The sequence below is a fragment of the Paenibacillus sp. FSL R5-0378 genome, assembly GCF_038009285.1.
GTDB classification, from domain to species: domain Bacteria; phylum Bacillota; class Bacilli; order Paenibacillales; family Paenibacillaceae; genus Paenibacillus_AQ; species Paenibacillus_AQ favisporus.
This window is the reverse complement of the sequence record NZ_JBBPAY010000001.1, coordinates 188,195-202,772: the sequence shown is the minus strand read 5'-3', so window position 1 is coordinate 202,772 and position 14,578 is coordinate 188,195. Positions and strand designations below refer to the sequence as shown.

General features: G+C 55.3%; 14 protein-coding genes. 8 read left to right on the top strand and 6 right to left on the bottom strand.

What is annotated here, in order from left to right; translation table 11 throughout:
* Window positions 1–146: 146 nt before the first annotated feature.
* Genes MKY74_RS00880 through MKY74_RS00870 form a run of 3 tightly spaced genes read right to left on the bottom strand, consistent with a single transcriptional unit; the run spans window position 147 to window position 2,034 of the window.
* Entirely contained in the window at window positions 147–917 is a 771-nt protein-coding gene (locus MKY74_RS00880; RefSeq protein ID WP_084203988.1) for an ABC transporter permease subunit, read from the bottom strand.
* A complete protein-coding gene (locus MKY74_RS00875) occupies window positions 917–1,630 on the bottom strand; it encodes an ABC transporter ATP-binding protein (protein ID WP_076172844.1) in 714 nt (237 codons plus the stop codon). Before MKY74_RS00875 ends, MKY74_RS00880 begins: the two co-directional genes overlap by 1 nt.
* Window positions 1,627–2,034: a GntR family transcriptional regulator gene (locus MKY74_RS00870; protein ID WP_076172845.1), complete on the bottom strand. Its 408-nt coding sequence runs from the start codon at window positions 2,032–2,034 to the stop codon at window positions 1,627–1,629. The genes MKY74_RS00875 and MKY74_RS00870 overlap by 4 nt, the downstream gene beginning before the upstream one ends.
* A 298-nt stretch (window positions 2,035–2,332) precedes the next feature.
* Here MKY74_RS00870 and MKY74_RS00865 point away from each other — a divergent pair, with 298 nt between their 5' ends.
* The 3 genes from MKY74_RS00865 (at window position 2,333) to MKY74_RS00855 (ending at window position 4,948) form a co-directional block, all read left to right on the top strand.
* Complete coding sequence (locus MKY74_RS00865; protein WP_076172846.1) at window positions 2,333–2,536, top strand: CsbD family protein; 204 nt, start codon at window positions 2,333–2,335, stop codon at window positions 2,534–2,536.
* Window positions 2,537–2,881: 345 nt separating this feature from the next.
* Window positions 2,882–4,387, top strand: a complete 1,506-nt coding sequence (locus tag MKY74_RS00860; RefSeq protein ID WP_076172847.1) for a sensor histidine kinase — start codon at window positions 2,882–2,884, stop codon at window positions 4,385–4,387.
* Between the two features lie 180 nt (window positions 4,388–4,567).
* Entirely contained in the window at window positions 4,568–4,948 is a 381-nt protein-coding gene (locus tag MKY74_RS00855; protein ID WP_076172848.1) for a RidA family protein, read from the top strand.
* A 218-nt stretch (window positions 4,949–5,166) separates the two neighbouring features.
* Here MKY74_RS00855 and MKY74_RS00850 read toward each other — a convergent pair whose 3' ends face one another.
* On the bottom strand, window positions 5,167–5,928 hold the full coding sequence (locus MKY74_RS00850; RefSeq protein ID WP_076172849.1) for a tryptophan-rich sensory protein: 762 nt from the start codon (window positions 5,926–5,928) through the stop codon (window positions 5,167–5,169).
* Between the two features lie 161 nt (window positions 5,929–6,089).
* On the opposite strand from MKY74_RS00850, the gene MKY74_RS00845 reads away from it, so the two are divergent.
* From MKY74_RS00845 to MKY74_RS00835, 3 genes are all read left to right on the top strand, one after another.
* The gene (locus MKY74_RS00845; protein ID WP_076172850.1) at window positions 6,090–6,971 is read left to right on the top strand and encodes a carbohydrate ABC transporter permease; all 882 of its coding nucleotides are present in this window, start codon (window positions 6,090–6,092) and stop codon (window positions 6,969–6,971) included.
* Between the two features lie 110 nt (window positions 6,972–7,081).
* Complete coding sequence (locus MKY74_RS00840; RefSeq protein WP_076172973.1) at window positions 7,082–7,867, top strand: carbohydrate ABC transporter permease; 786 nt, start codon at window positions 7,082–7,084, stop codon at window positions 7,865–7,867.
* Between the two features lie 57 nt (window positions 7,868–7,924).
* The gene (locus MKY74_RS00835; protein WP_076172851.1) at window positions 7,925–9,196 is read left to right on the top strand and encodes an ABC transporter substrate-binding protein; all 1,272 of its coding nucleotides are present in this window, start codon (window positions 7,925–7,927) and stop codon (window positions 9,194–9,196) included.
* A gap of 12 nt (window positions 9,197–9,208) precedes the next feature.
* On the opposite strand, the gene MKY74_RS00830 is transcribed toward MKY74_RS00835, so the two are convergent.
* Window positions 9,209–10,837 carry a response regulator gene (locus MKY74_RS00830; RefSeq protein ID WP_076172852.1) on the bottom strand — a complete coding sequence of 543 codons (1,629 nt, stop codon included), beginning with the start codon at window positions 10,835–10,837 and terminating at the stop codon, window positions 9,209–9,211.
* A 5-nt stretch (window positions 10,838–10,842) separates the two neighbouring features.
* Window positions 10,843–12,714: a cache domain-containing sensor histidine kinase gene (locus MKY74_RS00825; protein ID WP_076172853.1), complete on the bottom strand. Its 1,872-nt coding sequence runs from the start codon at window positions 12,712–12,714 to the stop codon at window positions 10,843–10,845.
* A 140-nt stretch (window positions 12,715–12,854) separates the two neighbouring features.
* Here MKY74_RS00825 and MKY74_RS00820 point away from each other — a divergent pair, with 140 nt between their 5' ends.
* Window positions 12,855–13,736 (top strand): carbohydrate ABC transporter permease, encoded by an 882-nt coding sequence (locus tag MKY74_RS00820; RefSeq protein ID WP_076172854.1) that lies wholly within the window; start codon window positions 12,855–12,857, stop codon window positions 13,734–13,736.
* Complete coding sequence (locus tag MKY74_RS00815; RefSeq protein WP_076172855.1) at window positions 13,736–14,572, top strand: carbohydrate ABC transporter permease; 837 nt, start codon at window positions 13,736–13,738, stop codon at window positions 14,570–14,572. The genes MKY74_RS00820 and MKY74_RS00815 overlap by 1 nt, the downstream gene beginning before the upstream one ends.
* Window positions 14,573–14,578: the final 6 nt, after the last annotated feature.

Sequence of the window (14,578 nt, the reverse complement as noted above, 5' to 3'; positions counted from 1 at the left end):
GAAGCATCGGCTTAAGTTTTGTGAAGCAGCATGTTTGCAAAATGACGGGCCGCCGGCAGTACCGGCTCGTGCGGATGAACGAAAGGCTTCCGGCGGCCACGTTGAATATCCCGTTAAGTTTATAGAAGAAAAGCGTTTTGAACTTGCTACAGATCCAGCTTTTTATCCATGACGTATGTCACCGCCCGGATCAGGCCATAGGCTACCGCCCAGCTGCCGATGATGATTGCCGGAAGCTCCCATGGAAAGGGAAAGAACGTCGCCGGTCCTGCGGTTTCCAGCCTGCCTTCAGGCAGCAAATACTCGTTCATGTTGGAGTATACGATGCTGAAGCCTCCCATAAACAGAATCCAGAGCAGCGGTGTCAGCGGCTTGGCGGTGCTGTACATGACGCTAATGGTCAGCATGCCTGCGGCTATGATGAATGGGGTCAGGCCGGCGACGACGGTCAGCCAGTTAATGCCCGTAATCATAAAGGAGACGGCCATGTCGTAGGTGTAATGATCGATGGCCGAGGTCAGAATAAGCACGTACGCCGATAAGGCGATATAAATGGCGATCATTGCGATCCATACCTTCAAGCAGTTACCGAGCCATTTGGCGGCAATAAGGCGAAATCTCGGGATCGGGAGCGTCAGCCACCAGCCGTACGTATCGTTGGACCATTCTCTTTTTACAGCGCCGTATCCCAGGAAGAAGATCCAGTAAGGGAAGGCCAGCGTCATATACCAGAAGCTGCTCAGTTCTAGGTCGTTGCGTGCCGCCAGATAAGTGGTGACGATGACCACCGCTGCAGCAACAATCAGGATATAAGAGACACACCAGCTTCTGGATAAGCGGACGCGGTTCAGTTTTCTCCAGCTGCCCCGCACCATAAACTCATGCTGGACAAGGTCCATAAACGTGCCTGATGACATCAACGCTGCCACTCCTTTGCGTACATTTTACGGAATACATCGCGCAGTGAACCGTATTCCGCCCTCAAGCTTTCGGTGTCGCCGGACCAGATCGCCTGACCCTGCTTCATCATGACCGTGTAATCGAACAACCCTTCAACCTCCTGAATATCATGTGTGCTGATCAGGACGGACTGCCCGCTGTCCTCGAGGTAGTCGATGATGCCGGCCACAATCGCCTCCCGTGACATGACGTCGATGCCGGTAAAAGGCTCGTCGAGAATAATGAGGGACACTTCCCGGGCAAGGCACAGAATCAGCATAACGCGGGCTTCCTGGCCCTTGCTCATTCCGCCGATTCTCGCATCCAGTTCAACATCCATATAATCCGCCAGGCGGATGGCCTGTTCCATCGAGAAGCGAGGCAGGAAGGACTCTCCCCATTCGAACGCCTGCCGCACCGTATGGTTCGGATACCAGCGGGCCCGATCGGGGAGGTAGGCGATGTGGCGGTTGGTTTCCCAGCCGGGCTTCGAGCCGAGCACTTCCACGGTGCCCCGGTCTGGCCGGACGAGGCCGGTAAGCATCCGGAATAACGTGGATTTGCCGCAGCCATTCGGGCCCAGAATACCGGTGATCCGCCCTTCGGGAACGGTGATGTTCAGCCCGTTTAGCGCCTGCTTCTTCCCATAGGCCTTGCTTACTTGTTCACATCGCAGTATCGGTGCCGTCATCGCATGGATCCTCCTTCCTCCGCGTCGTATTTTTGTTCAATATAGGACTGGATATCGTTCCAGGTTAGTCCGAGGCTTTCCATTTGATCCATAAAGCTGTCGATATATTTGGCCGCGAGCGCTGTTCGGAACGACCGGACATGCTCCGGGGAAGAGGTGACGAAGGTTCCTTGACCCCGCCGTTTCTCGGTAAGTCCGTCCCGTTCAAGCTCCTGATAAGCCCGCATGACGGTGTTCGGGTTCACCCGAAGCTCTTGAGCCAGCTCGCGCACAGAAGGCATCTTGTCTCCCAATCCAATCTCTCCTTTGGCAATGGCGCTGCGCACCTGATCCAGAATTTGTTCATATAAAGGTTGGCTGAAGTCGATGTGGAACCGCAGCGGGCCAACCTGTTGGTCTTCCATGGCCTTCCCTCCTAAAAGCTCTGCTGGTCTGGAAGCACAGCTTTCCTTCTCGGCATAAGTGCAAACGTTCAGGTCACTTATGTGATTTAAGTGTATTATATCACTTAATACACTTAATGCAATAGGCGATCAATATGTTGGTTAAAATCTTTTTCGCACCGGTTTATGGCTATGAAGATTGGGGCAGCATTGCTGGTGCTCGTTGGATTCAGCCCGCGTTCCTGCGGGTAATAAAGAACTACAGGCGGAGCGGATAGTTCCGCCGGCCAACAACTTATACCGAGAGGAGCTGATCCTCATGGATCATAACGTATTCAAGGGAAAATGGAATCAACTGAAAGGCGAAGCCAAAAAGCAGTGGGGCGAGCTGACGGATGACGATTTGGATAAAATCGGCGGCGAAAAGGACAAGCTGATCGGCAAGCTTCAGGAGCGCTATGGCCATTCCAAGGACGCCGCGGAAAAAGAGTACCATGACTGGACGCGTTCGCGTCAGTTGTAGGCCTCTTCGTCCTGCGGTCGGCATGTGGAAATAACAAAAGGCGCAGCGAATCTCCGGCAACCGGGGGGCGCTGCGCTTCTTTCGGGTGTTCACCTACCTAACCCAAGTACGCCCTGCCCTCACCTGAATGACTTCAAGCACGCCATCCGCCATAGACTTACCTCAAAAGGTCTGACCGGCTTACCCACAAGAAGGTTCCCCATTTACCCGGTATGGGCCGCAACATCAGCGAGAATCCCCCAGCTTCGGCGGGCTGCCGCGGTAATCTATATAAATTCTGGATATATGGATCTGCCATGATATGATAAGAGAGCACGGCTAATATCCATCTTCAGGAGTGAGTATATGGATTTTTGCAAAATATTTCTTGGTAACACGGCCCTGCTCATAGCGGCTGCCTACTTGGCCAACCTGGTCTACAAATATGGACTTGCCCGTGCCCCTAAACATGTGAAATACACCTGCTCGGTGCTGTTGATCATCTTTTGCGGATGGCTGAGCATGGTTTTCGGATACAAGCTTAGCGAAAATGTGATTTTCGATCTCCGGATCATCCCCCTCATCATTGCGACGGTTACTTACGCTGAGCCGATGACGCTGGTCATTATCGGCATCGGCATCGGATTCGCGCGCCTTACGTTCGGCGTGAACGAGGCCTCGGTCGCCGGTTTGTTCAATCTGTGCATTTTGGGCGCTGCGGCGGCACTGCTCAATATGTGGATGAGACGCAAGGGATTCAGTCTTGTGACCCGCGGCTTCCTGGCCATTCTGGTCTTGAACGTACTGAATTGTATCGATATTGCCTTTTTAGGGGTTATTCCTGCCGCTCATTATTTTGAAACGATCATGCCGGCCACGCTTCCGCTCACCCTCTTGCTGAGTTTGATCTTTTCATTGATCCTCCGCGATTTTCAGCTTGAAGCAGCCCGCACCATCCAGCTCAAACAAAGCAACGTGCTGCTGTCGGCCCAGGCCGAAGAGCTGCATCAGGCCAAGCGCGTGCTGGAGGAACGGGCCAAAGAGCTGGCGAGGTCCTCGCGCTACAAAACGGAGTTTCTGGCGAACATGTCCCATGAGCTGCGCACTCCTTTGAACAGCATCATCAATTTTGCCGAGCTGATCAGCGACAACGACGACAGCCGCACCAAGGAGGAAATGGCCGAGTACGGTGAAATTATCCACCAGTCGGGCTATGAGCTTCTGCGCATTATCAACGACATTCTGGACTTGTCGAAGGTGGAGGCCGGTCGGCTGGAAATCATGCGTGAAGAGATGAATATCAGTGAAATTCCGCAGCTGCTGCAAATGCATTTTGAACTGGTCGCCCAAAAAGAAAACGTCGGCTTCTCCATCAAGCTGGATCCCTCGCTGCCGGAAACGTTCCGGACCGATCCGAGCCGGGTGCAGCAGATTTTGAGGAATTTGCTGTCCAATGCTTTCAAGTTTACCCATCAGGGAAAGGTGAGCCTCGTCATCCGTGCGGAGCATAACCCGGAGGGAAAGCTTGCGGGCTCATGGATCGTGTTCGACGTTCAAGATACCGGTATCGGTATTTCGCCGCCGCAGCAGCGGCGGATCTTTGAAGCGTTCGCCCAGGCGGACGGCTCCATCAGCCGGAAATACGGCGGGACGGGCCTCGGGCTCTCGATCAGCCGGGACCTGGCGCATCTTCTGGGAGGGTTTATCCGGCTGGAGAGCAAAGTGGGGAGGGGCAGCTGTTTTTCGCTCTATTTGCCGCTGGTAAGCGAAGCGGAGGAATGTGCCACCCTGGAAATCACCCCATCCGCCGGCGGAGTGGAGCAGAAGGCGCTGCTTCCGGGACGCACCGGAACGGTTCCGGGCCTGGAATAACCGTCTTTTCGCTGCTCATATACGCAGAGCGGTCCCTGGAGCCAGAGCTGGAGAAGGTGGGTGACGGGCAGCTTGCAATCGAGGCAGCCGCACGCCTGGAGCAGCGCGGTGCCGTATTGCAACTTGGCCAACCTCTGTTTACAATGAGAAGGATAGTACGAAGACGAAAGGGTGACTTCCATGAGTAAAAAGGTGATTTCGACCGAGTCCGCGCCAGGAGCGATCGGACCTTACAGCCAGGCCGTTCAGGTCGGCGACTTTATTTTCACATCGGGACAATTGGGGCTCGACCCGGCGACCGGTGAGTTCGGCAGCGGCGTTCAGGAGCAGGCCCGCCTGGCTCTGAACAACGTGAAGGCGATTCTTGAAGCAGCAGGGAGCAGCCTGGATCAAGTGGTCAAGACGACCGTGTTCCTGAAAGACATGAACGATTTTGCCGCGGTCAACGAGATTTACAGCTCCTTCTTCACCGAGCCTTACCCTGCGCGCAGTGCCGTTGAGGTCGCACGCTTGCCGAAAGACGGCTTGGTGGAAATCGAGACGATTGCCGCCGTTAAATAGATCGGAAGCTACATATCCTATAGAAAGCCGGACTTTGCCCGGGGCGCAGCCCCGTTCGCAAAGCCCGGCTTTTTTGTGTTGTTTATATCTCGGGGCTCCCCGCAAAGTATCTGATATACGCCTGAGTAGAGGTCTCCACTTTGTGGGGTGATTTTCGGGTCTCCCCGCAAAATACCGGATATACGCCGAAGCTGAGGCCGCGCTTTGCGGGGTTACATTCAGTCCCGATCCCGGCTCCGGGCGAAGAAAAGATAGATCGCATAGACGAACAGAATGATCGCCAGGATGAGTGCGGCTATAAACGCCCGCTCCACCTGATCCTGCTGCTCCAGGGCTATGGCGACATAGCCCCATACGAAGACCAGCGGATAGATGCTGTCCCGATAAGGGTAGCTGACCAGAATGGCGATCAGTGCACCGGCGAGCAGGAAAACCACGGCCCACACCAGCTCGCTCAATCCGAAGCCGTTCCAACCGTTCTTTTTCAGCACGATCGCGATATTAAGAATGACGGCTACGCTAAGCCAGCCGAAATACAGACTGAAGGGAAGCTTGATCAGCCACATCTCTCCGGATGTCGGATAATAGATGCTGCGTGTCCGCCGATAGATGACAAACAGCGAGAGCAGCAGCAGTACCATGGCGACGAGCGACAGCTCGATATATTCATACTGCCACAAGAGCAGCCACGCGATGTTCAGCACGCAGGAGATGATAAACCACGGACCGATGGACCGGACCGAATCCCGGGTTTCGGTGACCCGTCCGCTTTGATAGAGAAGAAAGCCAAGCAGCAGTACATAAATTAAGGACCAAATGGTAAAAGCATACCCTTCGGGCGTGATCATGGTTGGGTATTGGTCCGATATTTCCCCTGTCGTTTTTCCCCCGAGCACAGCAGTATTGGCCAGCGCGTTGACCACCATCGCGGCGACGAACGCGAGCCAGTTCCACCATTTATACGGATTGCTTCTAAGCATCGTACCAGCCTCCTGAAGTGATGTCTACGGCTTGCCGCAAAGCGGCCTTTTCCCTACAAATATACCCGAATTTGTCCCAAAAAGAACAAAATGATGCAGATTCAATCCTTGTCGATATAGGTAATTAAATGAAAAACCATGAAAGTGTAAGGAGTGAGGGCATGAACTCGAAAAAATCGTCTCAGCTGCTGCAGCAGCTCATTTTTGTCGGACCGTCGGCCCTGTGCTTCCTCGTCATTGTTGTCGTTCCCTTTCTTTTAGGACTGTATTATTCGTTTACCGACTGGAACGGGGTGTCGAGGCATGCGGGCTGGGTCGGATTCCGCAATTATATCCACATTTTCACGGAAGACCCGGCGTTTCTGAATTCGTTCTGGTTTACCGTCAAATTTACCGTACTTGGAGTCATCCTAACCAATGTGCTCGGTTTTATTCTCGCCTATGTGCTGACGCGGTCGCTGCGGACGCGAAACGTGCTGCGGACCGTATTTTTTGTACCTCATGTTATCGGGGGGCTGCTGCTCGGATTTATCTGGCAGTTCATCTTCGTGAAAGGGTTTTCTTCCGTCGGTGCGGCAACTGGGCTCTCCTTCTTCAAGCTGCCCTGGCTCGGCACCGAGGCGACGGCCTTCTGGGCGGTCGTCATCGTCTTTGTCTGGCAGAACGCCGGCTATTTGATGGTCATCTACATTTCCTCGCTGAACAATGTGCCGAAAAGCCTCATTGAGGCCGCTCAAATCGATGGTGCATCCAGGGGACAGGTTCTCCGGAAAATCACCGTTCCGCTGGTCATGCCGGCCGTGACGGTCTGTCTGTTCCTCGCCATTTCCTGGTCGTTCAAGCTCTTTGATTTGAATCTGTCGCTCACCAAGGGCGGTCCGTTCAAGTCAACCGAATCCGTCGCGCTGAACATTTACAATGAGGCGTTTAACATCAGCCGCTTCGGTATGGGTTCGGCGAAGGCGATTATCTTCTTTATCGTCGTGGCCCTGATTTCGATCCTTCAAGTGCGCGCCACGAAGCGCAAGGAGGTGGAAGTATGATGCACACAAGCACGAACACAGGCACAAACCGAGGCCCAAGCCCAAGAGCCGGCGCAAGCACAAGCACAAGCCACGGGTATCGCGCCAAACGGCTGATCCTTGAGCTGCTGATGATTCTGCTGGCCCTGGTGTTCCTGGTGCCGTTCTATTTTCTGCTCGTCAACTCGGTCAAGTCCTTCGGCGATATTCTGACCAACTCCGCGGGCTGGCCGCATGCCTTTCTATGGAACAACTATGCACAGGCGTGGAAAATTACCGCCTTCCCGAAAGTGTTCGGCAATTCCCTGCTGATCGCGGTTATCAGCAACGTGCTGCTGGCTTTGATCAGCTCGATGGCGGCGTACCGGATGGTGCGCAGGGACACGGTGTTCAACCGGCTGCTGTTCGCTGCGTTTGTAGCCGCGATGGTCATTCCGTTCCAATCGATCATGATCCCGCTCGTTAAGGTGGTCAGTACGCTCGGTTTGATGGACACGAGAACGGGGCTGATCATCTGCTACCTCGGATTTGGCGCGCCGCTGTCCGTATTTCTGTTCCACGGATTTGTCAAATCGGTGCCGCGGGAGATCGAGGAGGCGGGCCGGGTCGATGGCTGCTCCACGTACGGTATCTTTTTCCGCATCGTTCTGCCCTTGATGCAGCCGATCATCGTCACCGTCATCATCCTGAACGCGCTGTGGATCTGGAACGATTACCTGATGCCGTCGCTCATTCTGCAGAGCCCGTCGCGGCAGACGATCCCGATCGCGACCTATGCGTTCTTCGGCCAGTTTACGAAGCAGTGGGATCTGGCCCTGCCCGCGCTGGTGCTCGGCATTACGCCGATCGTCATCTTCTTCCTGGCCATGCAGAAGTACATTATCGAGGGCATCGCCCAGGGATCGGTGAAGGGCTGAACCAGCCCCAGCCCGTCCCGGCAGCTCAAGTATATTCCATAAAGGAGGTTATGCGGCATGAAGAAAAAGGCCTATGCCGTTGGAGCCCGCCTTGGCGTGCTGCTGGCCTCGTTCGCCCTGCTGGTCGGATGCGGCAACGGAAGTGGCAGCGGCGGGGTCAAGACCATTCATATTTTTCAGTTCAAGGTGGAAATTGCGGATGCATTAAATAAACTAAAAGCGGAGTATGAACAGTCCCATCCGGGAATCAAGCTGGATATACAGACCGTCGGCGGGGGCAGCGACTACGGCGCCTCGCTCCGGTCCAAATTTGCAGCTTCGAAAGAGCCGGACATTTTCAATATCGGTGGTTATGCCGAAATGGACATGTGGCAGGAATATTTGGAGGACTTGTCCGATCAGCCTTGGGTCAAGGACGTGAAGGACATCGCCAAAGAGCCGATGACCAAGGACGGCAAGCTGTACGGGCAGCCGATGAACCTGGAAGGGTACGGCTTCATTTATAACAAGGATTTGTTCAAGAAGGCGGGCATCACACAGCGTCCGACCACGCTCAGCGAGCTTGAAGAGGCGTGCAAGAAGCTGAAGGCGGCCGGCATTACCCCGTTTGCCAACGGGTATCAGGAAAACTTCGTGCTCGGCAACCATAACATCAACGTGGCTTTTGCCGACCAGAAGGACCCTGGCGCTTTTATCCAGCATCTGAATGACAAGACGGAAACGTTCGCGGACAACGAAGTCGTGAAGCAGTGGTCGAACCTGTTCGACCTGACGCTGAAATATGGCAATCCAGGTCCGCTTACGACGGACTACAACACCCAGGTCACGATGTTCGCCAGCGGGGAAGCCGCCATGATGCAGCAGGGGAACTGGACCCAGGTGCAGATTGACGGCATTAATCCGAAGCTGAACCTGGGCATCCTGCCGATGCCGATCAATGACGATCCGCAGCTGGGGGACAAGCTGTACGTCGGGGTGCCGAACAACTGGGTTATCTATAAGGATTCACCGGTCAAGGAGGAGGCCAAGGAGTTTCTGAACTGGCTGGTGACCTCCGATACCGGGAAGAAGTACATTACGAAGGAGTTCAAATTCATTCCGGCCTTCAAGTCCATTAAAGGTACGGACGAAGACCTGGGACAGCTGGGCATGGAAGTGCAGAAATACACCGACGAAGGCAAGACGCTGACCTGGAACTGGTTCCGGTTCCCGTTCGGCATGCAGCCCGAATTCGCCGCGGCCATGCAGGGATACATCGGCGGTAAAATCACGAAGCAGGAAATGTTTGAGCAGTTCCAGCAGAACTGGGACAACTTGAGCGTCCGCTAATGACCGCCGGGCTCAGTGCGTCTGAGCCGCGAGGTCCTTCCGGAATTCGTTCGGCGTGCGGCCTTCCTGCTTCTTGAACACCTTGCTGAAATATTTCTCGTCCTGATAACCGACCATTTCGGCAATCTGGGAGATGCGCAGCTGCGGATTGTGCAGAAGCAGCTTGGCCTTCTCAATCCGGATCCGGGCGAGAAAGTCGGAGAGGTTCACCTGGAATTCCTGCTTGAAGCGTCTGGAGATGTATTCCCGGCTGAGAAAAAAGCGCGCAGCCATTTCCTGCAGGGAAATATCCTCGGCATAATGGCTTTCCAGGTATGCGGCAATGTCGTGGATGATATGATTCTCCCGCGAGTGCTTCTGTGTCAAAATGCGGCTGGCTGCGGTCAGCCGCCCTTCGTATTGGGAAGTCCACAGGTCATAGGACAGCCGCCCATGCTTGTCGAGCGGAAGGGAGCGGGGCAGCTCCAGCAGGGCGTCCTTGTCGGGACTTGGCGCCGCTGCTTCGGCGCCTTGATCCATCCACTGCTTCAGCATCCAGTCCCACTCCGCGTTCCACTGCACCAGCTGCTCGGGCGTCACCCGATCGAGCTGCCGGACGGCCTGCATCCAGCCGTCCACGGCGGCGCTGATCTGCTCGCGGCTGCCGCTGAGCGCTGCAAGGCGGAACTGCTCCTCATGCGCGCTCAGGCGCAAGGGCCGGGGAGCTGCCGGGCCGGCGGCGCTCAGCGTATGGAGCCAGGCGGCGGGGTCCTGCAGGCTGCGCTGCCAGAGCGCCCGGTGCGCCTCCTGATAGGAGCGGGCGAGGCCCTCCGGGAACGGCTGGAAGGACCCGGCGCCGATATGCACGCTGCGGTGCAGGGTGGCGTCGATGCCTCGGTGAATGTCCTCCAGCAGGGAGGACAGCGGCATGGAGTCATCCCATAGGAGCAGCACGATTTCTTCGGGGTTCGCCAGATGATGGAAGGCGAACCCTTTTCGTTTGGCCGACAGCAGCTCGTTGCCGATATTCGTCAGCGTAAAATAGAGCAGCTGCTTCATACGGGCAAACTTCTCCAGCAGCTCGTCGTCCAGCTGCGCCGTGCTGATGACCGCCGCGGCGCAGCGGTCGATGTGCTCCGGCAGGCCGTATTCCTCCCGCAGCTGCTGAAGGATCTCCTCCCGGCGCCCGTGCCCGCCGATCAGGTCGGACAGCAGCTTGTCGGCATAATGCGGCCGCATCCGGTTCATCTCGATGCTCTGGCGGCTGCTCTGCCGCCGCTTCAGCTCCTCCTCCCGGCAGGCCGCCGCGGCTTTGGCGAGCGCCTCGTTCAAGGCGGCGGGGTCCACCGGCTTCAGGATGTAGTCCATCCCGCCGTGGCGGATGGCATGGCGGACCAGATCGAAATCGTCATAACCGCTGATGACGATCGTCTTTATCCCGGAATGGCTTCCGCTCAGCCATTCCATCAGCTGCGTGCCGTCCATGCGTGGCATGCGCATATCCGTCATCACGATCTGGGGAGCGTGCTCCTCGATCATCTCCGTCGCTGACTTCCCGTCGGCCGCTTCCAGAATGTCCGTAATGCCATGGCGCTCCCATTCCCCGAGCAGCTTGATAGCCTCCCGGACATGCTTCTCATCGTCTACAATTAACACTTTCATGGCTGTCAATTCTCCTCTGTATGAACTTCCCCCGGCCCGGCCCCTGTGCGGGCTTCGGCCGTTTTATTTTCTCCGGTGTGCATATCTTGCATATCTTCTGTATCGATTTCCAAGGAAATACGGACCCCATACGGCTCAAGGTTTTCGATCCGCATGCCGACGTCATGCGGCGTATACAGCTGCAGACGAAGCAGGACGTTGCGCACGCCGATTTCTCCGTTATCGCCTGCCCATTCGTCCTCCAGTTCGCCGTTTCTCCGGCCAGCCAGCTGTTCCTTCAGCGTGGCCAGCTTCTCCGGTTCGATCCGGCTGCCGTTATTTTCAATGACGATCTGCAGCACGCCGTCTTTCCGCATATGGCTTTCGATGCGAACCATGCCCTGACGGCCCTCGTGATCCATACCGTGCTTGAAGTAATTTTCGATCAGCGGCTGAAGAATCATTTTCGGCATGGGCTTATCCAGCGTATCCGGCGCCAGATCCAGCGTGTAGACGAGCTGGTCTCCGAAGCGTTCCTTCTGCAGCTCCAGATAGAGCCGGACGTGATCGGCCTCGTCCCTCAGCGTCACCAGCACATCGTTGTTTCGCATGCTGTAGCGCATAATTTTGGCCAGGGAAGAGAGCAGAGCATAAATCCGCGGAACGTTATTTTGCAGCGCCAGCGTTCCGATCGACTGCAGGGTGTTGTACAGAAAATGGGGATTGATCTGGGCCTGCAGCGCTTTGAGCTGATTGGTCTTGTTCGCCAGCTCCAGCCGGTATTCCCGCAGGATCAGGTTGTTGATCGTATCCATCATTTGCCTGAAGCGGGTGAACATGATGCCCGTCTCGTCCTGCCGGTTCCAGGATATGTCGACGTCGAGCTGGCCGGATTGAATCCGGTTCATGTAACTGGTCAGCTTCTTGATCGGCTCGGTGATCCGGATCGAAATGAACAGCGTGCCAAAGATGATGATTCCCAGGGCGATGACCGCAATGGCGGCGTTGATCTGGGTCAGCTGTCGCGCGCGCTCATACAGCGTGCTGTTCGGAATTCTTTTAATCATCGTCCATTCGGTATAAGGCGTCTGCATCTTCTCGAAGACGTTCATGGCCCCGCCGCTTTCGAAAAAGCCCTCGGTCTGCGTTCCCTTGATCCGCGCCAGCAGTTCTTTGTCCGTGATCTGGGTGCCGAGCTGGCTGTCCCGCCCGGAATAGACGACGGTACCGCCCTGGTCGACGACCAGCAGCTGCTCCTTGTCCTTGTTGAACAGCTGCTCGGTAATATCCGCCACCGAATCCAGGCTGACGTCAATCGCCAGCAGGGCCAGCACCTTCTCCGACGGCACATTGGTGATGGACCGGTGGAAGGTGAAGACCATTTTGTCCGAGTAGGAGGTCGGCGACGGGGGAAAACCATAGTCATGGCTTTTATGGGTCGGCTCGATGGCCGTCGTATATTTTTCATACCCTTGGGTCGAAATGTAGGGCTCGGTCCGGTACTCCCGCTTCGGGTAGATCGCTGGGGTGACCAAGGTGGACTGTCCGGACTGGGTGGCATGCAGGTAGATCCGCTCGATGCCGTGCACCGTATTCAAAATATTTTGCAAGGACGTGTACACCTCGGCCACCGCCCGGTAATCGTCCGGGATTTTCCGCAGGTTGCGCAGGAAGTTGGCGTCCGTGTACAGGGTGAGCGAAGCCTGGTTGATGCTGTTCAGATAGTTGGTCAAATTGACCTTTCCCTGGTAGATCAGGTTTCGATTCTCTTCGAGCGCCTGCTCTTTGATCGTTTCCTTGGTATGGATGTATGTGATCGTGATGGAGAGCAGCAGCGGGACGGTCGTCGCCAGCAGCATAAACAGAATCAGCCGCGAACGGATGCTGCGGAATTTCATGGAAACACCACTCTTTCGGGGTGCGTGAGGTATGTCATATCAATATTTTCCCCCTAACGGTTCACGATCCTCCGTGTTATTGAAGAACCGCTTCCCTCATACTGAAATAGTCATATACGAATCGTAAAGGGGAGATCAGGATGAATCGCCAAAAGTCATCCGGGCTGCTCCAGCAGCTGATATTCGTGGGGCCATCCACGATTTTTTTTCTCATCATCATTGTCGTTCCGTTCCTGCTGGGCTTATATTATTCCTTTACCGACTGGAACGGGGTATCCGGCGACGTCACCTGGGTCGGATTCGACAATTTCAAACAAATCATAACCAATGATCCCGATTTTGGGAAGGCTTTCTGGTTTACGGTAAGGTTCACGGTCATCGGCATTATTGTAACCAATGTGCTCGGATTTTTCCTTGCCTATTTCCTGACCAAGCCATTGAAGTCGCGCAATGTGCTGCGGACGATTTTCTTTATGCCGAACGTCATCGGCGGACTGCTGCTTGGTTTTATTTGGCAGTTTATCTTTGTAAAGGGTTTCTCGGCGCTCGGCAGCGCTACCGGCTGGCACTTCTTCAACCTGCCTTGGCTGGGGGACGAAACGACCGCCTTCTGGGGTATCGTTATCGTGTTCGTCTGGCAAACTGCGGGCTACCTGATGGTCATTTACATTTCTTCGATCAATAATATCCCTAAAGATATTCTAGAAGCGGCCGAGATCGACGGGGCCAGCAAGCTGCAAATTCTGAAATCGGTCATCGTGCCGCTGGTGATGCCTGCCGTTACGGTCTGTCTGTTCCTGGCCATTTCCTGGTCGTTCAAGATGTTTGACCTGAACCTGTCGCTGACGAAGGGCGGGCCGTTCCGCTCGACGGAATCGGTGGCGCTGAACATTTATAATGAAGCATTCCAGAACAACCGTTACGGGCTTGGAACCGCCAAAGCGATCATCTTCTTCGTCGTGGTTGCCATCATTACCAGCCTTCAGGTTAAAATCACGAAAAGCAAGGAGGTCGAATCGTAATGGAAGCATCCAAACAATACCGCTGGGGGACGCTCGTCACCGAAATCATTATGGTGCTGGTTGCGCTGCTCTTCCTGGTTCCGTTCTACTTTCTGTTCGTTAACTCGGTGAAAACATTTGGCGACCTGCTGACGAACTCCGCCAGCTGGCCGAAAACCTTTGAGTGGCACAATTACAGCCGGGCCTGGGACATTACCAACTTCCCGTCGGCGCTGTGGAACTCGCTGGTCATTACCGTGGTCAGCAACGTGCTGCTGGCGCTGTTCAGCGCCATGGCCTCGTACCGGATGGTGCGTCACAATACGCGGTTCAACCGCTTCCTGTTTATGATTTTCGTGGCTGCCATGGTCATCCCGTTCCAATCCATCATGATTCCGCTTGTCAAAGTCACCAGTACGCTGGGCCTGATGAACAGCATTCCGGGACTGATCGCCTGTTACCTCGGCTTCGGGGTGCCGATGACGGTATTCCTGTTCCACGGGTTCGTCAAATCGATTCCGCTGGAAATCGAGGAGGCCGCCACGGTGGACGGAACGAATATTTACGGCACGTTCTTCCGGATCGTCGTTCCGCTGATGAAGCCGATGTTCGTTACCGTTATCATTCTGAACACGCTCTGGATCTGGAATGATTACCTGCTGCCGTCGCTGGTGCTGCAAAGCCCGGACCTGCGGACGATTCCGATCGCGACCTTCGCCTTCTTCGGACAGTTCACAAAGCAGTGGGATCTGGCCCTGCCGGCGCTCGTCTTGGGCATTCTGCCGGTCATCGTCTTTTTCCTGGCTATGCAAAAATATATCGTCGAAGGCATTACGCAGGGAGCGGTCAAAGGCTGAAGCCTT